General features: G+C 35.5%; 18 protein-coding genes and 1 pseudogene. 12 read left to right on the forward strand and 7 right to left on the reverse strand.

What is annotated here, in order from left to right:
- The first annotated feature begins 56 nt into the window (after positions 1 to 56).
- Positions 57 to 5,147, forward strand: a complete 5,091-nt coding sequence (locus tag ACNF4Z_RS03980) for an ATP-dependent helicase (RefSeq protein ID WP_458327955.1) — start codon at positions 57 to 59, stop codon at positions 5,145 to 5,147.
- On the opposite strand, the pseudogene ACNF4Z_RS03985 reads toward ACNF4Z_RS03980, so the two are convergent.
- Positions 5,137 to 6,095 (reverse strand): annotated as a pseudogene (locus tag ACNF4Z_RS03985) (aldo/keto reductase). The gene ACNF4Z_RS03980 and the pseudogene ACNF4Z_RS03985 sit on opposite strands and share 11 nt — an antisense overlap.
- Before the next feature lie 174 nt (positions 6,096 to 6,269).
- On the opposite strand from ACNF4Z_RS03985, the gene ACNF4Z_RS03990 reads away from it, so the two are divergent.
- Genes ACNF4Z_RS03990 through ACNF4Z_RS04005 form a run of 4 tightly spaced genes read left to right on the forward strand, consistent with a single transcriptional unit; the run spans position 6,270 to position 10,313 of the window.
- A complete protein-coding gene (locus ACNF4Z_RS03990; RefSeq protein WP_458327956.1) occupies positions 6,270 to 7,220 on the forward strand; it encodes a hypothetical protein in 951 nt (316 codons plus the stop codon).
- 58 nt (positions 7,221 to 7,278) lie between these two features.
- Positions 7,279 to 8,115: an ABC transporter permease gene (locus tag ACNF4Z_RS03995; protein WP_458327957.1), complete on the forward strand. Its 837-nt coding sequence runs from the start codon at positions 7,279 to 7,281 to the stop codon at positions 8,113 to 8,115.
- On the forward strand, positions 8,115 to 9,014 hold the full coding sequence (locus tag ACNF4Z_RS04000) for an ABC transporter ATP-binding protein (RefSeq protein WP_458327958.1): 900 nt from the start codon (positions 8,115 to 8,117) through the stop codon (positions 9,012 to 9,014). Before ACNF4Z_RS03995 ends, ACNF4Z_RS04000 begins: the two co-directional genes overlap by 1 nt.
- A 42-nt stretch (positions 9,015 to 9,056) precedes the next feature.
- Positions 9,057 to 10,313: an acetyl-CoA hydrolase/transferase family protein gene (locus ACNF4Z_RS04005; RefSeq protein ID WP_458327959.1), complete on the forward strand. Its 1,257-nt coding sequence runs from the start codon at positions 9,057 to 9,059 to the stop codon at positions 10,311 to 10,313.
- 2 nt (positions 10,314 to 10,315) lie between these two features.
- On the opposite strand, the gene ACNF4Z_RS04010 is transcribed toward ACNF4Z_RS04005, so the two are convergent.
- On the reverse strand, positions 10,316 to 11,770 hold the full coding sequence (locus tag ACNF4Z_RS04010) for an MFS transporter (protein ID WP_458327960.1): 1,455 nt from the start codon (positions 11,768 to 11,770) through the stop codon (positions 10,316 to 10,318).
- 122 nt (positions 11,771 to 11,892) lie between these two features.
- Between ACNF4Z_RS04010 and egtB the strand changes: the two genes are divergently transcribed.
- Both egtB and egtD read left to right on the forward strand, forming a co-directional pair.
- The gene (egtB, locus tag ACNF4Z_RS04015) at positions 11,893 to 13,125 is read left to right on the forward strand and encodes an ergothioneine biosynthesis protein EgtB (RefSeq protein WP_458327961.1); all 1,233 of its coding nucleotides are present in this window, start codon (positions 11,893 to 11,895) and stop codon (positions 13,123 to 13,125) included.
- Complete coding sequence (gene egtD / locus ACNF4Z_RS04020; RefSeq protein ID WP_458327962.1) at positions 13,126 to 14,088, forward strand: L-histidine N(alpha)-methyltransferase; 963 nt, start codon at positions 13,126 to 13,128, stop codon at positions 14,086 to 14,088. It abuts the gene before it with no gap.
- Here the strand turns inward: egtD and ACNF4Z_RS04025 are convergent.
- Positions 14,069 to 14,698: an alpha/beta fold hydrolase gene (locus ACNF4Z_RS04025; protein ID WP_458327963.1), complete on the reverse strand. Its 630-nt coding sequence runs from the start codon at positions 14,696 to 14,698 to the stop codon at positions 14,069 to 14,071. The two genes, egtD and ACNF4Z_RS04025, sit on opposite strands and share 20 nt — an antisense overlap.
- 120 nt (positions 14,699 to 14,818) lie before the next feature.
- Between ACNF4Z_RS04025 and ribA the strand changes: the two genes are divergently transcribed.
- The 5 genes from ribA to ACNF4Z_RS04050 are packed head-to-tail and all read left to right on the forward strand — an operon-like array spanning position 14,819 to position 19,455.
- Positions 14,819 to 15,397: a GTP cyclohydrolase II gene (gene ribA / locus ACNF4Z_RS04030; RefSeq protein WP_458327964.1), complete on the forward strand. Its 579-nt coding sequence runs from the start codon at positions 14,819 to 14,821 to the stop codon at positions 15,395 to 15,397.
- A gap of 34 nt (positions 15,398 to 15,431) precedes the next feature.
- On the forward strand, positions 15,432 to 16,523 hold the full coding sequence (locus ACNF4Z_RS04035) for a glucose 1-dehydrogenase (RefSeq protein WP_458327965.1): 1,092 nt from the start codon (positions 15,432 to 15,434) through the stop codon (positions 16,521 to 16,523).
- Positions 16,523 to 17,389 (forward strand): tetrahydrofolate dehydrogenase/cyclohydrolase catalytic domain-containing protein, encoded by an 867-nt coding sequence (locus ACNF4Z_RS04040; protein WP_458327966.1) that lies wholly within the window; start codon positions 16,523 to 16,525, stop codon positions 17,387 to 17,389. Before ACNF4Z_RS04035 ends, ACNF4Z_RS04040 begins: the two co-directional genes overlap by 1 nt.
- A gap of 42 nt (positions 17,390 to 17,431) precedes the next feature.
- Entirely contained in the window at positions 17,432 to 18,166 is a 735-nt protein-coding gene (locus ACNF4Z_RS04045) for an NAD+ synthase (protein ID WP_458327967.1), read from the forward strand.
- Positions 18,157 to 19,455, forward strand: coding sequence for a cation:proton antiporter (locus ACNF4Z_RS04050; protein WP_458327968.1), 1,299 nt, complete (start codon positions 18,157 to 18,159; stop codon positions 19,453 to 19,455). The genes ACNF4Z_RS04045 and ACNF4Z_RS04050 overlap by 10 nt, the downstream gene beginning before the upstream one ends.
- A gap of 7 nt (positions 19,456 to 19,462) precedes the next feature.
- On the opposite strand, the gene ACNF4Z_RS04055 is transcribed toward ACNF4Z_RS04050, so the two are convergent.
- The 4 genes from ACNF4Z_RS04055 to ACNF4Z_RS04070 are packed head-to-tail and all read right to left on the reverse strand — an operon-like array spanning position 19,463 to position 24,473.
- On the reverse strand, positions 19,463 to 21,058 hold the full coding sequence (locus ACNF4Z_RS04055; RefSeq protein ID WP_458327969.1) for a type II/IV secretion system ATPase subunit: 1,596 nt from the start codon (positions 21,056 to 21,058) through the stop codon (positions 19,463 to 19,465).
- Entirely contained in the window at positions 21,059 to 21,913 is an 855-nt protein-coding gene (locus ACNF4Z_RS04060) for a type II secretion system F family protein (protein WP_458327970.1), read from the reverse strand.
- Positions 21,910 to 22,872, reverse strand: a complete 963-nt coding sequence (locus ACNF4Z_RS04065; RefSeq protein WP_458327971.1) for a type II secretion system F family protein — start codon at positions 22,870 to 22,872, stop codon at positions 21,910 to 21,912. Before ACNF4Z_RS04065 ends, ACNF4Z_RS04060 begins: the two co-directional genes overlap by 4 nt.
- A complete protein-coding gene (locus ACNF4Z_RS04070) occupies positions 22,851 to 24,473 on the reverse strand; it encodes a type II/IV secretion system ATPase subunit (protein WP_458327972.1) in 1,623 nt (540 codons plus the stop codon). The genes ACNF4Z_RS04065 and ACNF4Z_RS04070 overlap by 22 nt, the downstream gene beginning before the upstream one ends.
- Positions 24,474 to 24,504: the final 31 nt, after the last annotated feature.

The raw sequence follows: 24,504 nt of genomic DNA on the forward strand, positions 1-24,504 counted from the left end.
TATTTGGCAATTTTTTTATATCTTCAAATTATTAGATTGGAATAAAGTGAAAAGTAATGCATAGGTTCAGATCAGGAGAAATATTCCCATTTCTTGATAGTATCATTTCAGAATGGTTCGATTCAAAATACAGTTCATTTACTGAGCCACAAAGACTTGTAATACCGTTGATTCACCAGGGCAAAAATGTACTTGTATCAAGTCCAACTGGAACAGGTAAAACTTTAACAGGTTTTTTATCCATAATAAATGAGTTATTTCTGAAGGCAAGGGATAACAAACTTGAAGATGAAATATTCTGTCTATATGTAAGTCCATTAAAGGCTCTGGCTAATGACATTAATAAAAATCTTCAGGAGCCACTTTCAGAGATATATGAACTTGCAGATACAAAAAAATTAAAAATTCCAAAGATAAACGTTGCAGTAAGAAGCGGAGACACAGATCAGAAGGAAAGGCAGAAAATGCTAAAAAAACCACCTCACATACTGATCACAACACCAGAATCATTTGCACTTGCACTGACCGCTCCAAAATTCAGGGAGAAATTCAAAAACCTTAGATATGTTATTGTTGATGAAATACACGAAATTTCATCATCAAAAAGGGGCTCAATGCTTTCTGCAAACCTGGAAAGATTGCAGGAGATCAATTCTAATTTTGTGAGAATTGGCCTCTCTGCTACTCAGGCTCCTCTGGACAAGATTGCCAATTTTTTATGTGGATTCGAGGAGGATACTCCAAGACCGTGCGAAATAATTGACATAGATTTAAAAAAGCAGCTTGATCTGATGACAATTACCCCTGTTGAGGATCTTACAACTGCAAATTTTCAAGTTGCTAACGAAAAGATGTATGATGTTCTGGCTGAAATTATACAGGCACACAAAACAACATTGATTTTTACAAATACAAGGAGTTCAACAGAGCAGGTGGCGGTAAGGCTTAAGGCCAGAGGCATAGAGGATATAGAGGCACATCATTCTTCTCTTGGAAAAGAGACAAGACTTCAAGTGGAGGAAAAATTAAAAAAGGGGAATCTGAAATGTGTTATATCATCAACTTCACTTGAACTGGGCATCGATATTGGAAGCATAGACATAGTTGTTCAGATTGGAAGTCCAAAATCTGTATCCAAGGGATTACAGAGAATTGGAAGGGCAGGGCATTCAATATCACGTTTAAGTACAGGAAGATTCGTTGTATTTACCCTGGATGATCTTGTTGAATGTGCAGTTCTTACGAAAGCAGCATATGATAGAACAATTGATAGGGTCAGCATTCCTGAAAATCCTCTGGATGTACTCACACAGATAATAACCGGAATGGTTCTTGAAACACAATGGGATATAAGAAAAGCATACGATGTTGTGAAAAGATCATATGCATTCCACACACTAAAATGGTCAGATTATATGAGCGTGGTGAATTACCTTTCAGGTAAAATTGACAATAACAATATATTTTCAAAAATATGGTATGATGAGGAAAAGAACATAATTGGAAGGAAGAAAAGTACAAGAATGATCTATTTTATGAATTTGGGGACAATCCCTGACGATTCGGATTATAAGGTTGTTGATGTCAACGGAAGGCATCTTGGGCAGCTCAGTGATAAATTTGTTGAACGAATGGTCACTGGAGATATATTTGTTCTAGGAGCAAGAACATACAGCCTTGTTAAGACTAGGGGCAACCGGGTAATAGTTAGGGATGCAACAGGACTTAAACCCACAATCCCTTCATGGACAGGTGAAATGCTTCCCAGATCAAAGGATCTGGGAACACTTATAGGAAGGTTTAGGGATTATGTTAAAAACAACCTGAATAAAAGGGAGGAAATTTTTAAGGATCTAATTAAAAATTATCACGTGGATGAAAACGGGGCAAGGAGCATTATAGCATACATAAAAGCGCAGAACAATTTTTTTGTGCCCACAGACCAAAAGTTACTGGTGGAAGGTTATTTTGATGATGAATTTTACAACATTATATTTTTTATCCCACTTGGGAGAAGGATCAATGATGCAATTTCACGAGCCTATGCTCAGGCAATTGCAAACACATATGGAAAAAACACAAGGATAACAGTGACAGATGATGGTTTCATGATAACACTTGAACAAAAGGTGGATATAAGGTCTGCAATATCACTTGTAAACGGATACAATTTTACCGATCTTGTTAAAAGATCAATTTCAAATACAACTGTGTTTAAGGAAAGATTCAGGCAGTGTGCCGCTCGTTCATTCATGATACTCAGAAGGTATAAGGGGCATGAGGTTTCAACTGCTATCCAGCAATTAAGAAGTGACAGGCTTCTCAGGGCACTTGAAGAAATTCCAGATTTTCCTGTAATAAAGGAAACATATCGTGAGATCATGGAAGACCTTATGGATGTGCCAGCTGCAGAACAATATGTGAAAGAGGTCATAGATGGTAAAAATTATGAGATAATTGAATATTCGAAAGAGGCTTCTCCCTTTTCACTCTCACTGGTACTTGCTGGGGTTAGTGACGTAGTACTTATGGAGGATCGTGCCAAATTGATGAGGGAGCTTCAGAGTCGTATACTTGACAGAGTTTACGGAACAGAACTGATGGATTTTAAGATAAAAGATTCCAAGATTGTTGAAGAATATTTCAAAAATAAGATTCCATCTGTACATGATGAAGATTCATACTTGAAACTTCTTGAATATTTTCCTTTCATAGATATAGCGAGAAACAGAGTCAACTCTCCATTTCCATATTCAACTGAGAAAAATGAAAATATTGTTGAAATGGGAAGAAAACTGGTAAATGATGGAAAACTTGTAAGTATATATTTGAGGAGCACTTATTTTACAATTCCAGACAGATTCAAGTTTTTCAGTGAAAATTTCAGAAGGGTCAGGGAACTTAAGGAAATTGATATGGAAATTCTTAAAATCTGTAAGGGTAAAACAATAAAAGAAATTTCTTCATTATTAAAGAAACAGGAACAGGATGTTAAAACTGCAATAAATGATCTTGAATCAATGTATCTCATTTACAGAAAATACAGGGATGATCAGGTGGAATATCATTTGGTAGAGGAAAATGTTGACTTAATGTCAGATAATTATTCATACGAAAAACTGATTCATTCCCTTCTCTATTCCATGGGTCCAATGACCCTGGATGAAATACTTGTAAAAATACCAGGAGACAGGGAAAAGATCACAAAGACACTGGATTTACTGGTATCAAAGGGCATTGCATTATTCGATTATATAACTCCAGTATTTGCAAAACAATACATTCTAAAGGAGGATCTGGAAAAACTCCTGGAGTTTAAAAATAATGATCCTGCAAGGGACAGGATAGGCAGATTTCTCAAAAAATACAGTGATCCTGATCAATACATGGAGAACATTGGATTTTATGTATCGGAAGATTCAATGAAAATAAGAGTGGATAGTTTAAAACCTCTCTCAGTAAGAACATTAAGGGGTCATTTCTTCAAACACAAAATGACAATTATGAACGAAAAAATGGCAATGTGTCTTCAGGTGCTTAGGAAAGAGGATTTAAATGAAACTGAGCAGAAAATTCTTGATTTTCTCTCATATGGTAATGCTTCTCTTGATGGTATATCCAGGCATCTTTCAATCGATATTAAAGATGTTAAACAAATAATGAAAGGTCTTGAACACAGGGTTCTGGTCTCATTGAATGAAAACAACATGTATTCAAAATGCAGAATTTCAAAAATGACAAGAAATGATGCTATGAAAACTCTCCTGAAATTTTCAGGGCCATTGACGCAAAATGAAATTATGTCATCTTTCTGGTTTTATATTAAAAAAGGTGACCTGGATGGAATACAAGAAAATTCAGGATCAGGTGGAACATATTATGGAACGCTTGAGAAGGTTGATGGTGAAGACATAATACTTCCCATTGACGATCCTGTATTCATAAATTTCAGGAGGGTAGTTTCTCATGATTCTCCATTCAATGGTGCATTTTTTTCAAAAAATGCAATGAACTGTCTCATTTCTTATAAATTAAAGGATAATATATTCTGGATACACCAGATATCAGAGGAAAAAGATGGGGCCGTTTATTCTGTCATAAGATATGTGGAAAAGAATTTCTCACCACTGGATATAATATTCACAGAATGTAATTCAAAGCTATATTCTCAAATAGAAAAACTGGGATTCAAAAAAGTTGGTTCTGTGGCATACAAAAATGGTAAAAAAGAAAATGCAAGGATAATGTATGTTGAGGACAGTTTCAATCATTCATTAAAATTTTATGGAAAACTAAGAGCAATACAGGGCACTGCTATTGACGTCATGCCTTCACTAATCCTCGGTTTAAGAGAGCCCAGCGAATCCCTGAGATATGGGATATCATGGGCTGATGTTGATATGCTGCTTCGATCAGACCTCATGTTCACTTTCTGCGGCCCTGCAGCAGTTCAATCAATTGCCCCTATAGAGGCCATTTCAATTTTCAGATCATTGAGATCAAAAAGCATGGGTGAGGAAGAGAAAGGTATAATTAAACTGGTTATTGGAGAACGATACACAGAGGGTGAGCTGATCCTTGAAAGCGGGTTGGGTATAGAAAAGGGTAGAATGATCATTTCTCAACTTTATGATTCATGTGTTATATGCAAGAATTCAGATGGAACATTGAGGATAGTTCCAGAGAAATTTGATAAAGAGGAGGCGGCAGAGAAATTCATAAAAGGGATTCTGGAGTATTTTGGCCAGATTAATTTTGATCTTTTCAGGTCCCTATCATTAAACAGTGACCACGCTCTCTATTCAAAGGCTCTTTCAAAGTTAATTTCTGAAATGAATCTTACATATACAATATTTCCAGATATTGAGGAAACAGGGTACATAAGGGATGAAAATGTAAGCAATGGTGAACCATTTATTGTGAGCCCCAGGGATCTGTTTTTCAGGGTTTTCAAAAATATAATAAAGAGCCTGTTTAAAACAGGAAAGGGATTTCTCCTTGTGAACAGGGGCAGGGTCGAAAGTGTTATTGAGGTTAAAAGAAACAGGAATGAAATTGAAATAACAGGATTGACAGGGGAGATTACAGATAAAAGAAAAATAATGAAAATACTTTCAAATAATGGTTTTTCTGTCTCTACAAAATAACCGTGTCTTTCCTCTCGCTGTTCTGTCTCTGTATCATCCATGAAGGATATACCTGTCTGGGCTCACTTATCTTATCCAGCCTTTCAATCTGTTCTTTTTTCAGTGTCACATTAACACTCTCCAGATTCTCCTCAAGCTGCTCCAATGTTCTCGCTCCTATTATTGCAACATGCCCCTTGGAAATTATCCAGGCCAGGGAGACCTGAGAAGGGGTTGCGCCAACTTCCTCTGAAATATTTTTCACCTCATCCACAATCTTCCATCCTGTTTCTTCATCAAAATAGGGGAAAAAGAAACCTCTAGATCCCATTCTGAAGCTCTCAGGGGGTTTTTCACCTTTCCTGTACTTTCCCGAAAGAACTCCTCCATGGAGAGGACTCCACGCAAGAAGGGATATTTTTTCATATTCATGTATTGAAGAATGTCGTGTTCGATATCCCTGTTTAAAAGGCTGTAGTTCATCTGTGCACTTTCGAATCTCTGCAATCCTCTTTCTTCAGCCATTGTATTTAGCATTGATAGTTGCCATGAAGAAAAGTTAGATACGGCAGGATAAAGTATTTTTCCTTCATTCACAAGTTTCTCCATTGTGAGAAGCATCTCTTGTGGGTTTCCAATTGCATCCCATCCATGAAATTGATAAATATCTACATAATCAAAGTTTAATCTTTCCAGGCTACCCCGTATTGAGTGTTCAATGTGATACATTGAAAGCCCCTGATCGTTTATACCCGGACCCATTCTTCCTCTTACCTTGGTTGCTACCAACACCTCATGCCTGATGTTTTTCAAAGCCCTTCCAAGTAATACCTCTGAGTCTCCAGATTCGTAGACATCTGCAGTATCATATAGATTTATACCTGCATCAAATGATTTTTTTATCATCTTTTCCGCAAGTTCTGCCCCAACACCACCTAATTTCCACTGGTTTTTCTCCCCAAATGTCATTGCTCCAAACGCCAACTGGGATACGAGTACAGCCGTATTTCAATATCTTACATATTTCATAAGGGTATAGAATCTTTAAAAAGATAATCTTTGTATTCTTTTATATAGTAAAATCAGGTAAGTGATGTAAAAAATTTTTTACATAACGTTTATTTGATTACTTTCATTACTTTAATGATAAAAATGATACCAGCTGTAAAAGCCATAATTGCAATAATAATTGTTGCAGGCATTACTGTCCCAGCGGGATATGTGCTTTATAATTACGAATCACAACCTTCACATTCAATATATGAATTTGTACCATCAGATTCTAAACTCGTGGTTCAAACGCAGTTTGCAAATGCCACAGAGATAATATACAGCAATGGTAACAATACAGGGATTGTGACATCCATGACAAAGAGTGCTTTGCTATCCAATTTCAATTCCACAGTAAGTTTGAACAAAAACAGCACTGCATCAAAGGTACAGACAAAAAACAATACATTTAATGTTACATTGACAAAAGTTGAATCATACTACGGTTTTAGCATTTATCAGGCTTCAGGCCTTAAAGTAAACGGATTATCAGCATCCGGTTTAAATCTAAGTTCACTGTTTGGTACAAATGAAACAATTTACATAGGATCAGTTTTCTCATATCTAACAATAGGCAACCTGAGTTCAGTAAAATTCAGCATTTATGTTTATGAAAAAGGAATATTTCTCAATCCTTCCACTCTTCCCGGCATTAGTAATGTGAATATGAACACCATTTCATTTTACACAAACATTTCAGCATTGATTTCATATGGAAAACTCACAGCAATACCATTTAATGCATCAGCAAACGTTTCAGCTCTCAATGGTATAACTATATCTTCACTTGAGTCAGATAACCTTAGGGTATATGGAGAAATGAATACAACATTGGGAAATGTCACTATTATATCGAACAACATGACACTTGAAAGTGAAATCAATGGATTATTAAATCTTGAGATGAGCAAAAATGCACAGTTCATTCAAAAGATCAGTCTTGTATCATCCGTTGATAATTCATACTATTTTTATGTAACAATAAATGAACCTTTATTATTTATTGGAAATTTTTTGAACACATCCATAAACTTTAAAAATTAATTTAAAACAAAAAAATTTTTTGTGCAATTAATTAATATAATATTAAAATGTCTTCCTGATGACAAATAAAATATCTCTGCTGAGTCAGACATTTGTTTATTATTTCAGAAATTATTACCGTTCAAGAAGTTTTTATCTTATGCTCATTCTTTCATTTATAGTTTCAATACTCTTGACTTACCTTTCATTCAAATATTCATCAAAAATACCAACCTTTGCAAAGGCTGGCGGTATAACACTAGTTGGTACGACTGCATATGAAAGGGTTCTTGCTTGGCTCTGGAATTTTATTCTTTCCTATCTCCCTGTTTTTGCTGCTGTCTTTTTTGGGTCCCCTGCCATTTCAAGTGAAATAGAAACTAAAACAGCATTTCATGTGTTCACACTTCCAATTCCCAGATATATACTATTGATAGGAAAGTATTTTGCTTCTGTTCTTGCAACAATTCTGATAGCTGTTGTATATACTGTATTTGAACTGGCAGTCTTTCAGTACATTTACGGATTTCTTGTGATTGGTTTTCTATATGCTTTTCTCCTAACAGTTCTTTTTATAATCGCAATTTCAGCATTCACATTCCTGGTATCAAGCATATTTAACAAAAACACATATGCTTACATAGTTGTGCTAATAACATACGTTTTAGTTTTTAACGCAGCAGAAATTGTGATTGAGTTACTTTATAAGGTGAAACCATTTTACCTGTTAAACTATGCTGAAACTGCCATAGAGAGAGTTTTTGTAAATTTACAGTTTGGAATAACAACCACATCAAACAGTCCATTTCCAGCATCATTCCACACTGAAATAACTGCAGCACTGGTAATGCTAATATATGCAATAGTATCAATTGGAGCTGCCACAATACTATTTGAAAGGAAGGAGGTGAAGTAATGTCATTGTCACTGGAAGCAAAAAATTTATCAAAAAATTATGGAAAATTCAAAGCCCTCAAAAATTTCAATCTTTCAATTGATCAGGGTGAATTTGTGGTCGTGCTCGGTCCAAATGGGGCTGGAAAGAGTACATTCTTCAAAATTTCAACAAATATCATAAAGCCAACCACAGGAGAGCTTCTCATAAAGGGTATAAATGTGAGCAACGATCCCATGAATGCATTAAAACTGGTTGGGCCTCTCATAGAATTACCAGAATTTTATCCATACCTAAAGGGATTTGATATAATATACAATGTATGCAGGATCAAGGGTGCCAACAAGCAAGAGGCAGAAAAAGAGGTAAAATCACTTTCATCACTTTTAAGAATGGATTCATTCATAGAATCAAAATGCGGTGGGTATTCACGGGGAATGAAGCAGAGGCTTGCCCTGGCCTGTGCCTTTGCCATGGATCCAGAAATACTCATACTTGATGAACCAACATTCGGTCTGGATCCATCTGGGATGAGAGAATTTTCAGACATTATAAACAGAAAAAACAAAAAGGAGGGTAAAACTGTCATTATGAGCACCCATCTGGTGTCTGAGGCCAGGGAACTTGCAGATCGCGTAATAATTCTGAACAATGGAGAGATCGCAGCGGATATTACAAACCTTAAGGATGTAAGAGTTGTGAAGCTAACATTTGATCAGAAGATGCCTGATGAAATTGACGGGTCACTTGGCAGGATAACTGGAAAGAAAGATCTATCAATGGAAATCGAGGTTAAGGATGGCATTTCAAACATGGATCTGATTGAAAGTTTCAAAAATAAGGGATATGATGTGAAATGGGTTGAACCCACCAACGTTATTGAAAAAAAATACATTGAGACAATTGGGTGGAGAATTTGAAAAATTAAAAAAGTTTATTTCTCACATAAATATAATTTTAGAATGAAATCAATGGACGATTTTCATAATGTGATTTCTGACGGTGACAAAATATACTTGCAATCTGCTCCCCAGACACCCATTAATTTCATAAAGGAGATGGTTGAAAATTCAAAGGGAAAGCAACTTTCCTTTTATCATGAAGAGATTTCCGGGGATGAATATTTTATTAATGAAAAAAAAGAGGGGATCAAGGATTTCAGTTTTTTCATAGGTAAAAATGCCAGGGAAGCATATCTGAAGGGAGTGACTTCATACATACCAATATTTCTCTCTGAAATTCCAAATTTTATTGAAAATTATCTTAAACCTGATCTGGTCATCAGCACAGTATCATCAAAGGATTCCCATGGTAATGTTTCAACTGGTGCATCCGTTATAGGTATAAGGAGAGCAATAGAGACTGGCAAAAAAATAATACTCATAGAGAGTCCAAATATTCCAAGAACATTTGGGGATTCAACGGTCAAGATTCAGGATAATTTCATAGTGATAGAGGGAAATGAAAAAATTTATCCAGAAAATCCTGCCATTGGTGGAAGGATAGAGCAGGAAATAGGTGAAAATGTATCATCCATAATAAGGGACAGATCGGTTATCCAGGCAGGCATAGGTGCGGTTCCAAATTCAGCCCTTAAGGCTCTGGAAGGTCATAGGGAACTTGGTATTCACACCGAGTTGTTTTCTGATGGTATGCTTAACCTCATTGAAAAAGGTGCAGTAACAAACAGATACAAGGCAGTTGACAGGGACCATTCTGTATCAACATTTGTGAAGGGTACAGATAGGCTTTACAAATATATAGACGACAATCCTGAACTTCTTCTTAGATCCTCGGAATACACAAATGATACATCTGTAATAAGAAGACATAAGAATATGGTATCAGTCAATTCAGCAGTACAGGTTGATATCACTGGCCAGGTGGTTGCTGAATCAATTGGAAAGAATATCATTTCAGGTGTAGGGGGACAGATGGATTTCATAAGAGGTGCATCACTCTCTGAGGGGGGAATATCAATAATTGCAATCACATCCATGACACCAAAAGGGATTAGCAAAATTCAACCATTTATTGATAAGGGAGCTGGTGTAACCACAACAAGAGCTCACGTTGATTATATTGTTACTGAAAACGGAATCGCCAAGTTAAAGGGAAAGGATCTGAGAGAGAGGGCAAGGGAGATGATAAAAATTTCACATCCCAATTTCAAAGACACACTTGAAAAATATGCCAGGGAAATATTTCCAGGTTTTTAATTTCAATTTTTTGAACCAATCTTTTGAAGAGATCCACCGCTATTCATTTTCTGTCTTGCATCAACACCTCTTATCGCGGACATAAGTGCTCCTAACATGAGTATTGCAAATGATACGTAAAGAGCAGAATGAATTCCATTTATTAGTGCCTGAGCCACTGACTCATTTATGCCTGAGAGGTTTACTGTACCTGCAAATACCTCAAATGCGAGATATCTTGGAATACTCAATGATGCGATTGACAATGATATGATGAAACTACTAACCATCCCAACATTTGACATTGTTCTCAGGAATCCAGAAGACATTCCGTATAGTTCTTTTGGTGAATTTGCCATTACTGCACTATTGTTTGCAGGATAAAAAAGTGATGAGCCAATACCTGTAACCAGTGAAGCTAAAATTATGAGAAGCAATGTGGAGGTAAGTGAAATTTGTGCATATATGAGTACAGCAACACCCATCATTATGAGGCCTGCAGTTGCAGGAATTTTTGATCCTATTCTGTCAGTAAGTTTTCCAAAATATGGTCCAAGCACGCTCCCTACAATGTATCCAGGAAGAAGGAGAAGTGAACTTGCAAATGGAGAAAGACCTCTTGCACCCTGCAGGTACATGATTATGAGAAATACAACAGAAAGAAAGCCAAGACTCTGTAAGAATGCAGCAGTTATTGATAAAGAAAGTATTCTTATCCTAAAAACCTGGAAGGGTATAAGTGGTCTTTTGGTGAACCTTTCAACAAAGATGAAAATTATTGTAGTTATTAAACCTAGAAGAATGAATAGTTGTGCAATTCCGTCAAAACCGTTGGAAGTTATCTGTATTCCACCATAACTGAAAAATGTTAGTAGTGATGCAAGTAAAACAGCACCCAGTATATCTAGCTTATTTTTAACCGGAGTCCCTTTCTTTAGATATTTCAACGCAATGTATATGGCAAAAAACCCAATTGGAACATTTATGTAAAATATGTACCTCCATCCAATGAATGTTGTTATTACTCCTCCAAGTACTATTCCCAGCATGGCACCTGCATTGTAACCAAAGGAGGTATAACCAAATACTCTCCCTCTCCTGTGAGGAGGAAAATTATCTGCTATTATTGCACCATTATTGGACTGAATTAATCCTGCACCTATGGCTTGAACTCCTCTGAATCCGATTAATTCGTATATTGATCCTGAAATACCGCAGAGGCCTGAGCTTATTGTAAATATTATCAAGCCAGCATTGAATATATATTTTCTTGGAATTATATCTCCAACCCGTCCAAACTGGGTTGTTCCAACGGCAGTTACAAGCAGATAGATGATTATAATCCAAATGCTGGTTTGTATTGTGGTATCTAAAGCAGAATTTATGGAAGGGAGTGCCAGTAAAACAATTGTGGAATCTACAGCACCCATCAAGACACCTATGAGTAATGCAGCAATTAATTTGTTTTCATTATCCACTTTTCAAAATCATAAACTTTTACTTAAATAATTTTGAAAATTTTTTTCATTTTATCTTTAAAATTTGGTAAGTTAAAATATTCCACATTTAAAATTATATACAAAGATATTCATCTATATTTATGAACGCACAGAGTCTTGAAAAACTATACAATAAGGTTAGAAAAAGAACTCTGGAATTATGCAGTCCACTTAAAATTGAAGATTACGTTGTTCAATACCTGGAAGAATCAAGCCCTCCAAAATGGCATCTAGGCCATACCACCTGGTTTTTTGAAAAATTTATTCTTGAAAAATATTTTAAAAATTACAGAAAATTTAATGAAAAATTTGATCTCATTTTCAATTCATATTACAATAGCATAGGATCGCAGATGGAGAAAGTAAAAAGAGGTACTCAGTCCAGGCCTACTGTAGAAGAAATAAGATCGTACAGAGAATATGTGGATGAATTAATTTTGGATTCAATTCAAAGTTTCGATGAAAGAGAAATGTATCTAATTGAACTTGGAATAAATCATGAAGAACAGCACCAGGAACTTCTTTTAATGGACATAAAGGCAAACAATTATTTCAGCATAATAAGGGATGATTATTGTGAAAAAGCCAATAGTATTTGCCATAATAGAAAAAGCGGGTATTTGGAGGTGAAAGAGGGAATTTATGAAATAGGCTATGGAGGAAACGAGTTCTCTTTTGACAATGAGAGGCCCAGGCATAAAGTGTATTCAAACGGTTTTCGAATTTCAGATCAGGAAGTGACAAACGGAGAGTATATGGAATTTATAAAAGCAGGAGGATATAAAAATCCTCTTTTATGGCTCTCAGAAGGTTGGAACTTTATAGTGAAAAATGGAATTAGTATGCCAATGTATTGGAAGGAGCAATCGGGAAATATCCAGACCTATGAAATGTCAGGTTTTGAAGACATTGATGAAAATGCACCAGTCTCCCACATATCATATTATGAAGCAGATGCTTATGCAAGATGGAAAGGTAAAAGGCTTCCAACCGAGTATGAATGGGAAATAGCTTTTGGAAATAAGGAAAGAAATGATCTGGAAAACTTTCTCGAAAGTAAAAACTTCAGAGCAATTTGCATATCCAATAATAATATAAATGCTTTTGGAAATCTATGGGAATGGACTTCAAGTCCTTATATCAGATATCCTGGTGGAAGGGAGGAATCCGGTGAAGTTGGTGAATACAATTATAAATTTATGTCAGGCCAGTATGTGTTAAGAGGAGGTTCATACGGCACTCCAGGAAAACATTTTCGCCCAACTTATAGAAATTTTTATCATCCCTGGGATAGGTGGCAATTCTGTGGTTTCAGGCTGGCGGAGGATATTTAGATGTCAAGAATCATTCAAATCATGGATATGAAACCACAGTTAGCAGATTTTAAAGCTGAGCTTCTTAAAGGTTTAAAATCCCAAGTAAAGAGAACGCCACCAAAATTTTTTTATGATGAGAGAGGTTCTGAGCTTTTCAGAAGAATAACAGAACTTGATGAATATTACCCAACCAGGGTTGAAAAATCAATTCTGGAAAAATATTCAGCAGAAATATGCAAACTATTGCCAGAAGACTCAATAATGATGGAATTTGGCCCTGGTGACATTAGTAAGGCATCAATATTTCTAAAGAAGTGCAGAAAAATTTCCTTTTATCTTCCGGTTGATATATCAATATCATTTCTTCAGAATATAAACGTTCTTATTTCTTCGAAATTTGAATATCTTAACATAGTTGGAGTATGTTCAGACTACACAAGTGACATAAAATTACCATATCTAAGCCATAGAGGAAACCTTGGTGCCTTCTTTCTCGGATCAACCATAGGAAATTTTGAACCTCAGGAGGCATTAAATTTTATGAAAATGATAGGAGAAAAAATTCTGGGAAAGGACGATATATTTATTATTGGTGTTGACAACATGAAAGAAAAGGATATGATTGAGAGGGCCTACAATGATAAAGAAGGGATAACAGAAGATTTTAACAAAAATATTATTGTTAGAATGAGGAAGGAATTGGGAATCAAAATTAATGAAAATGATTTTTCACATCTGGCATTTCTAAATGAAAAGGAATCAAGGATTGAGATGCATCTGGTTGCAAAGAAAAATTTGAAATTCAATATAGATAGTGAAACAATAAAAATAGGAAAGGGCGAACATATAATTACTGAATATTCCTACAAATATAAGCCAGAAAAATTCAAGGAGATGTGTGAAATGGCAGGTTATAAGGTTTTAAAAAGGCTTAGGGATGAAAATGATATCTATTCAATATTCATAATTCAGCTTTTATAAAATTATCCAGGATTCTTAAGAGCACTGATAAAAATTCCTTATTATTATCAATATATGCAGCATGACCTGCTTTCATTATTAGAGTCATTGTGCTATTGGGAATAAGTTCAGTGTATTCTTTGCCTACACTTGGATTTACAGCATTATCATTTTCGCCCCATATCAATTCTACAGGAATCTTGATTTCCCTGAACCTTTCCTTATATTTTTCTACCCAGGCAGGGGAAACAAGCACCATACCCTTGCAACTCCCCGGATATTTGATTTCATTCATCAATGCCATACCTCCACCCATTGATGAACCCAGAATGTAATATTCAAAAAGATCAAGAATTTTCACAAGGTCATTAATAAATTCAGGAGATTTTTCCAAAACACCCCTTTGTATAGAATATTTTTCGTTAATTTCAGACTCCCCAAAACCAGGATAGTCTGGCATGTAAACGTTGAAACCTTTTTTGAATATTGTGTTGGCAACTCCTTGATCCTCCCACACTCTACCGTTGAATGAATAACCATGCAAAAGAATAAAATTTTTACTGTAATTCTCATTTGTTAATTTCCTCATCCTTACTTTCTTACCATTCACAATAACATAATTGCTTTCCATTTATTTTATTGGAAAGAAATTGTAATATTTAATTTTAGATGAAAAAATTTCTTCTTGATAATGTAAAAATATATCAAATATATGTTTTTATATGCATTAATAATCTTACTAAGATAAGAAATGATACGATTGGCAGCAAAGGCTAAATTACCAACATTGGCTGGTCAGTTTGATATTTACACATTTGAGAATGGAGAATCAAATGAAAATGCGGTTATTGTAAAGGGAAATGTTGAAGGAAAATCTGATGTTCCTGTGAGAATACACAGTGAATGTTTAACTGGTGACGTATTTGGTTCAAAGAGATGTGATTGCAGAGATCAGCTTCTAAAGTCATTGGTATACCTTGGAGAACAGGAATATGGATTGTTGATATATCTGAGACAGGAAGGAAGGGGAATAGGTCTCATCAATAAGATAAAGGCATACAGCCTTCAGGAACAGGGATACGATACAGTTGAGGCCAATCTTAAACTGGGTCTTCCCGCCGACTCCAGGGATTACACTTATGCTGTTGAGGTTTTAAAATTCTTCAGGATAAAATCCGTAAAGATCATGACAAATAATCCGGAAAAAATATCTTTCCTTGAAGCCAACGGAATAAATGTTAGTGGAAGAATTCCAATAAAGAGTCAGACTACAGAATATAACAAATTCTATCTCATGACAAAAAAAGAAAAAATGGGCCATCAGATATAGAAACATATTTTAGAATTGATTTTATCCATTAATTATGAACTCTTATGAAACTTTTGCATATGTGACTAAGGCTCCTGAAGGTTCTATTGAGTATAAGAAAATTAAAATAAATTCTGAAATTGGAGATGTTCTTTTAAAGCCAGTCCTGACTGGAATATGCGGAACCGACAGAGGAATAGTTAGTGGATCCTTAAGTTTTGCTTACAATCCAATTGGTTATGATTTCCTAGTTATGGGTCATGAGTCATTATGCAAAGTGGTTGAAAGTTCCGACAAAAATTTTAAAACAGGAGATCTTGTTGTACCTGTTGTTAGAAGAGCTGGAGACTGCCCAAATTGCAGAATTGGAAGACCTGATAACTGTTCAGATGGAAATAAGCATGAGGCAGGAATAACCGGGTTGCATGGTTTCATGAGAGGACAATTTTATGAACAGGGTATAAACCTTGTTAAGGTGGAGGATCCTTCACTTAAGGATGTTGCGGTTTTGACTGAGCCAACAAAAAATGTGGAAAAAGCAATGGAAGTTGTTGACAGGGTGTCATCAAGATCCATCTACCCATCAGGGGATTCCACATTTCTTGATAAGAACTGTATCATAATTGGAACAGGAAATGAGGCATTTTTATACGGATTATCGGCAAAGGATAGGGGTTTTAATACATTTATGGTTAACAGGCATTCTTTGCAAAAAAATATCACTGAAATGCTGGATACATTTGGGATTAATTTTGTAGATACATCTCAGGACAAAGATTTCAGCAAAAGAATTAAGGCAGATCTTCTAATAGATACAAGTGGGGACCCGGGAACAATATTCAATTACATAAGAAATATGAATTACAATGGTATTGCAATCCTATTCGGTACAAACGGAAAAGCTCCCGCCACGGAAGTTTCAGGGGAGGACATCGATTATATAATCGAAAGGAACATAACAATAGCCGGTTCAGTTGATGCAGCCAAAACACATTATGTTAAGGCGCTGGATGATCTTTCAAAATGGAATAGAAGATACGGGTCAGTTTTTTCTTCAATTATTTCCAACAGGATTTCACCAGGTAATACGGAAATATTTTTCAAAAAGGCAAATGGAGAAATTAAAAGTGTGATTGAGTGGGAATAATGGAAACCAAAATTTTTAACGGAAATAGATTTTCAGAGAACATTGATAATCAGACAAAGGAGATGGTTGAGAAATTTAGAAGCATTAGGGGTAGAAATCCACGTTTCTTAGACATTGACTGGGGCATCAGTCCTGAGGCATCAATATATGGAAGGAGTAAAATCAGAAAAGGCTCAAAACTTGGGATAGATGTCACATTCATGGTAACAAATAAAAACAATGAGAAAAATCCAGTAAAGTCCATAGAAGAGAGTATTTCAGAGATAGAACCTGATGGGGTGATCCTTGAAAGACCATTTCCGCAGTGGATATCAATGGAAGATATGGAAAATCTAATACCTGAATATATGGATGTTGAAGGTATATCATATAGAACAATGGGACAGAATCTTTATGGAATTGAAACCGTAATTCCAGCCACTGCTATGGCTTCATATCTAATCATCCAGCAGGAATTGAAGGAATATGGTAAAAACATATGCATTGTGAACAGATCACCAGTTATAGGAAGACCTCTTATGGCTTATCTTATCAACCATGATTATACGGTAACAGTGTGTCATTCCAAGACGAAGGAGTTAAGTAAGGTTACAAAAAATTCAGATATAATAGTTACTGCAACAGGGGTTAAAAATTATCTCAATGACGCTTACATAAGGAAAGGAGCTGCTGTGATAGATGTGGGAATAATACAGACAGACAACGGTATAACAGGGGATGCAGATTTTGAAAGCCTTAACGGAAAGGCAGGATTTATAACACCAGTTCCCGGTGGTGTAGGACCTGTAACTACGTCAGTTCTGTTTAATAATTTTATGAAGATAAATATAGAGAGAATAAAGAACAGGATATCGAGACAGTACTGAAGTATGAGAATAGTTAATTAATGTGTTAAAAAATATGGTTTTATGATTGATAAGAAGATAGAGGAAATATCTTCGTTCCTCACGAGCAAAATAGGTGATAAAAGTGCCGTGTTGGGACTCAGTTCAGGAATAGATAGCACCCTAGTTCTGTATATTTTGAAAAATTCCATTGATGCCAAAAAAATTCATGCAATATTCATGCCTTCAAGTTCAACAAAAAAAGAGGATTATGAAGATATTGATTTAATATCCAGATCACTAAATATTCCAGTAAAAACAATAAAAATTGATGACCCGGTAAATTCAATACTTGCGGAAACAAATATAAAAGATGTTAGGTGGTCAGGAAATCTGAAATCAAGGATAAGGATGTCCATTTTGTATTTATTTTCAAATTCACTGGATGGTTTAGTAATTGGAACAACAAATCTAAGTGAATACATCACAGGCTATTATACCAAATTTGGAGACGGAGCATGTGATATTGAGCCAATCATAAACCTCACAAAAAGTGAAGTGAGAGAAGCTGCAAAATATCTTGGAATTCCAAAGAGAATCATAGATAAACCTCCCTCAGCAGGATTATGGGAAAATCAGACAGACGAAGGTGAACTTGGTATGACATATGATGAAATAGATGAGGAAATTAATTTTTTAAGGAAAAATAAAAAATTCAGGGAAAGCAAGAATGGAAATCGTTTGAGGGAGATGTACGAAAAATCTGCCCACAAAAGAAGATTACCCATTTCTCCTGAGGATGTAGACAGATGGTACTGAATGGGGAATTGTCTCTCCTTCAGGTCAGTCTTATTCTCATAATTGCATCATTTTCAATACCTATAGCCAGGAAAGCCTCAATAGTGGAGATTCCAGTTCTTATAGGTTTTGGTCTCCTTTTTGGTCCTGTTCTTAATTTTATAAATACATCTTTCTCCTCATACATGCTTGATAGTTTTGCACAATTTGGAATAGGTATTTTTGGTCTTACAATTATTCTTTACTCAGAAAGCCATACTATCAACTTTAGGATTTTCAGAAAATTCGCGGCCAGTATAATATCTCTTTCAACACTTGGTATATTTATAACAGCTATTGTAGCGGGTTTCTTATTTTCCATGTTGACAGGTGCACCCTTCCTTATAGGATTTCTCTTTGGTGTTATAGTTTCCCCCACAGATCCTTCCACTCTCATTCCACTCTTCAAGAAGATCAGAATTAAGGATGATTATACAGGAACACTTATAGGGGAAAGCATATTCAACGATCCTCTGAGTATTATACTTACAGCAATAGCGGTTGTACTTATAGATCCAACGTCATCAACATCTCCAGTTTTTTCCTATCTTCTTAATTCCTCTGGAGTTGCAATGGGAGCCGTATATTATTTCCTTATACAGATAACAGTCCCTTCTATTGCCGGTGTTATAATAGGATTTACAATAATCTATCTGAATAAATTCCTAAATTTCGAAAATCTAATAGTTGGTCTAATGCTTGGCACAATCCTGTTTGAACTAACCGTTTTTGAAGGGCTGGGAATAACACCATTTCCTGCAATTATAGGGACCGGTGCTATAATAGGAAATTATGCAAGCAAAAATATATTCTGGACAAGGGAAGAGAGTTTTCAGCAAAATCTTTCCTATCTTTCTCAAGGATTGATATTCATACTTGTTGGTTCAATCCTTACTGTGAATGATTTTTCAAATTACCTTATTATAGGTGTGATACTAACATTATTGATCATGTTTGTGGCAAGACCAATTGCAGTATTTCTGTCCATAGCATATGAAAGGAAGAAAAAAACAATTTTTAACTGGCGTACCAAGCTTTTTATTTCACTTTCCGGCCCAAAGGGGGTGGTATCTATAGTTCAGTCAACAATACCACTAAGTGTGGGTCTGGCAACAGGAAATACTCTCCTTATAAAATGGGGAGGTTTCATTGAAATTGTTGTCAGTTTTGTGGTCTTATTTTCAATAGTTTTTCAGACCCTTTACATTCCAGCTCTTTCTGGTCATCTGCTTCCCAAAGACGCATCCATCCAGGTGGAACAAGGTTCATAAAAAGTTATTATTCTATCTTTTCCTCTTCACTTGTATCCATCTTATCTGTCATGTCAAGTGCCCTGAAGACAAGTTTTCTCTCCTTGTAGAAATAGTTGACAAACCTGTAAAAATCCTTGTAATTTGATATGCCCTTTTCAATCATCTTATCAAGAATTTCTGCCCTCAGTGTTATCTCCTCTTCAAGCTCTGATTCCATTTTTCCTTCCTTCTCAGCAATTCTCTTCAACACATAGCTGTAACCTGAATATGTCTGTGTATCAGTTATTTCGTTCAGGCTATATGCGTTGTTAACCACAATATCTTCAGTAACGTCATCCTGGCCTGTTATCTCAGTCACACTTTTTATCCTTCTTCTTGCCCCCTTCTCATCAAGAACATTCTGAAGAATAACAACTACGTCAAGAGTCAATAAAAGGTTTCTTGGAACATTAATTGGTTTTGACTCCATTCTATGTATGAAAGTGCTTATATCATCAGCGTGGAATGTTCCAAAAACATATCTTCCAATTGACATTGCCTGAAAAATTGTGAACGCTTCAGCCCCCCTGACCTCTCCCACCACTATGTAACTTGGTCTTTGTCTCATGGTTACTGTGAGAAGGTCAAACATATCTATTTCACCCATTCTTTTTCCCGTTTCCTTATCTAAAGGACCGTAACCTACCCTTGTAACCATTGGAACCCAATTTTCATGTATAAGATTTATTTCCCTTGTATCTTCTATTGATACTATTTTTTTCTGGGCTGGAACGAAAAGGAGTATTGCATTAAGGAGAGTAGTTTTACCAGTTGCTGTTCCCCCAACAACCATAATATTAGCACCGTTTTCAACCAGAACCCAGAAATATGCAAAAACCCTTGAACTTGCCAGATTCTTCTTTATGAGATCAAGTGGGGTAAGTGGTTCCTCTTTGAATTTTCTGATGGTGAAGGAAGATCCCCTGTTCGTAATGAATTTTCCAAAGGAAGCAGAAATTCTGGAACCATCTTCAAGAGTCGCATCAACTATTGGATTAGAAATTGAAATATGCCTTCCCACATCCTGCAATATTTTTTTAATAAAGTTATCAAGTTCATCCTCCTCAAATTGAATGTTCGTAGGTATGTACCCAAATGATCTGTGATAGATATAAACAGGAGCATTTGGCATATCGCAGGAGATATCTTCCACAGATGGGTCTTTCATCAGGGGATCTATCTTTCCAAAACCTAGAATATCCCTGTTTACGTAATAATCCAGCTTTTCTATCTCCTCAGCTGTGAATGAACCCGAGGATTTTAATGCTCTCTTAAATTTCTCTACAGTTTCATTCTTGTTAATTTTTTCCTGTTCAAAAAGATTGGGATCTGTTATATTTTTGAAAAATTCCTCCCTGAATTTCTTATACAATCTGAATGTTCTGTCTCTTATTGACGGTTCAGTAATTTCGTATTTGAAAAGGTTTACTCCTCTGTCAAAATAAACCCTTGCATAAACAAATCCTGGAATTATATCATGGTAGTCTCTGTCATCCTTTGTTCGTGCTGGAGCTATTGCTTCTACATTTTTAGAGGAATAAAATCTTCTCTGGGACTTCTTTTTTCTTCCTATTAACGCCATTTACAGAACCCCCACTATTGCAAGAACTACTATACTTATCAATGTGAGAATACCAGCAAGCATTGAACCTGACACAACTCTTCCGTCCCTGAAAACACCTGAAATAAGACCACTTGCAACACTTTGAACAATTATGCCAGCACTGAATATTTTTTCTATTATGTATGATGAAGAGCTTGTAAAATTCAGAGAACTGCTGGAGGAAAGCCCACTTGCAGAAAGTTTTGGGAAGAAATAAAGATCTAACATTATTATGACAAACAGGAAAACACCAAAGGAAGTTGCAAGTGTAGTTGAATAACTTCTCATATCTGCATATCTGCTCTCTCTCATGAGGTAAGTTTGTGTGGCAAAGCTGGACACCAATGATACAACATCCGATGTATTTGATCCTGCTTCACTTGCCTTTTTAATTATGTCTCCTGTCATTTTTATATTTTTAGATTTAATTCTTGTTCCAAAATCCTCAATTGCAGTTTCAACAGGAATGCCAAGTTTAATCATTCCGGCAATATGATCTATTTCCTCATTCAGAGGGCCATAATTTGTTTCAGAAGCCTTCAATAGTGCCTCAGACATAGGTGTTCCAAAATTTGTGAATCCTGCCAAATCCCTGAGGAAATCGGGCAGTCTTTTTTCAGCAGTTTCTTTTCTCTTCTGTTCTGCAAAATCAGCCACACCAAAAGGCATCAATATTATCAGAATGATTATACTCGAAACGGAAATAGGATGAACAAGAACATTCATATATGGAATTTTGTAAATAATTCCTAGAAGATTCATGATAATAACGGCTAGTATGGACAGCGACAAAACAAAATATCTTAAAGATATTCCACCAATGGAATATTTCATACCTTCACCTCGCCTATTGTACTGCTGAGAATAAGTGCAAACATTCCTGCTATTATTGGTATTATAAGAAAAACAATAAGATACAGTACTACCACGGTCAATCCGGATTCACCTGGTATGACTGTTGTTAATGTTCCTATGATGACCATAAGTATGAGTGGAAACATTATACCTACAATGATATAACTTTCTGCCAGAACTGAAAGTGATTCTGTATTTCTCTTGATAAGAGTACTTAACTCAGTTTGAAATTGAAGTGCTTTTTCCTTAAAATATTCTTTTATGTCTCCTCCAGAAGTCATTGTCGTTATTATCCCCTGCAAAAATTCGGAAAACCTTTGGGATGGTGTATATGTTGCTGCCTCTTTCAAACTTGATACTATATCTTTACCGAAAATTCTTGTATTTATAGATATGAATTTAGCTTCTGTTGAAACCTCACCATAATCCTTGTTATTTGATAGCTCATAAATTATATTCTCAACAGGTACGTCTGCTGAGGCCATGGTAGCAATAAATGACATTGCTGATGGAAGAAGGGCGTCAATCTTTTTCCTTCTTGTTCCAGCCACTGAATTTGGATATTCTGCAAGGACACTGAAATAGACCACAATAATTAAAAACCAAAAAGCAAAGACAAGATAACCAAAACTTGGTATGAGAAATTCAAGAAAATCTGCAGCAATTAAAGTTACAGGGATCATTATAAGTGCAATAAACAACCCTCTAGAGTAATATTCAACACCTGTCAGAGGAATCCTTGCCTTCTGAAGAGCCAGATCTATGTTTGTGGTGTCAGCATATTTCTGAACTAAATTTCCAAATAGTTTTATTGATAACCTGTCAAATGCCCCCAGCTTTGGAATCACTGAGGTCATTTTGTCCTTCTCCTTCATCAGCTTGAACTTTGTTGGTTTTTCTGTTTTTTCCTTTAGTTTTATCTCTCTACCTGAATCCAATTTTTAACACCTGCCATTTTAAGAGCTGTCTCAGGATCCTTGTAATACACATTTATTATTCTTGAAATATTGATATAGTCCCGAATATCGCTATTAACCATTCCCTCAATAAGGGCCTTTCTTCTTTCAAATTCCTTTTCAAAGTCCTCATCGGTCATTTGCTTCTGATTTTTTATATCGTTTAGTATTTTTGAATAGCCACTATAAATTTGTTCATTTTCATTGTAATCAAAATGAAATACCTTGTTATAGAGTATTTCTCCATTTTCCGGATCTATTCCCATTATCTCATCTATCTCTGTAATTTTTCTCATATTTCTTCTACCCATTCTAATGAATTTGTTAAATATAACGAAGTTAAGTGCACTTATGAGGACCCTAGGAATATTCAAAGGGTTTGATTCAAGTCTGTTGATAAGTGTTTCCATTGAATCTGCATGAATTGTTGAATATGCTGTATGGCCTGTAGAAATCGCCTGGAACAGAGAATAGGATTCTCTTCCTCTAATCTCTCCAAGAACTATGTAAGTTGGTCTTTGTCTCATTGCCATTTTAACAAGTTCAAACATTCCTATTGGTGGATTTTTGATATCTGCGTTTGATGTGGAATATATACTTTCCCTTGTGGATGTTGCAACCCAGTTCTCATGCATTATGTTGATCTCCCTTGTCTCCTCTATGGTGAATACCTTTGTATTCCCTGGAATAAACATGAGCATTGCATTTATTGTTGATGTTTTTCCTACACCAGGAACACCAGCAATTATCCCTGATTTAAGATTTTCCACTGCAAACCAGAGATATGTAACAACCTCTGATGAAGCTGCCCCATATTTTATTAATTCTATTGGTGTGAAAGGAGTCTCCCTGAACAATCTTATGGTAAAAGAGCTCCCTTTAGATGATATTTCCTTTCCATAGGTCAATTGGATTCTGTGTCCTTCTGGAAAAGTACCATCTAGAATCGGTTCATTCATAGAAACCTCTTTACCACAAATTTGGGCAAGCCTTATTACGTAAGAATCAAGTTCATAATCTGACTGGAATACTATATTTGATTTAAGTGATCCATGGGTTTTATGTTCAATAAAAACCGGTATCCCCACTCCATTGCAGGATATATCTTCCACCATAGGATCTCTTATTACCGCATCCAAAGGTCCGTAACCTTCATAATCCCTTTTTATATAATATTTTATCTTATCCACACTCTGTCTGGGGAGTTTGTAACCCCTATTTCTGAGGTAACTTTCAATTACAGATCCAATCTTTACATTTACAAAATCACTTGGGAACTTTTTCATACTTTTAATTATCTGTTCCATACTTTTTTTAATTATATCGAGCGTCAATTTTTCTTGATCAGTGAGCTCTGGCTCATTTAAAACATAAAGGGTTTCCATACTCTCTTGATTCCATGAAATTGAAACTGTAACCTCATTAGGGATTACATCATATTCGTCCAGTACTTCGTATTTTTTCCTTTCAACTAGACTATTTTCTTTTATCTTATCAGGTTTGAGAATATCTAGTTGGTTTTCTCCATCTTTTTTATTTTTTCTTAAAAAACTTCGCCTATTATTTTTTTTGCCTTCTTGCATACCGAATATAGAAAACAAAAGTTATTAATAA

The organism is Caldiplasma sukawensis, from assembly GCF_052315375.1.
Classification (GTDB): Archaea; Thermoplasmatota; Thermoplasmata; order Thermoplasmatales; family Thermoplasmataceae; genus Cuniculiplasma.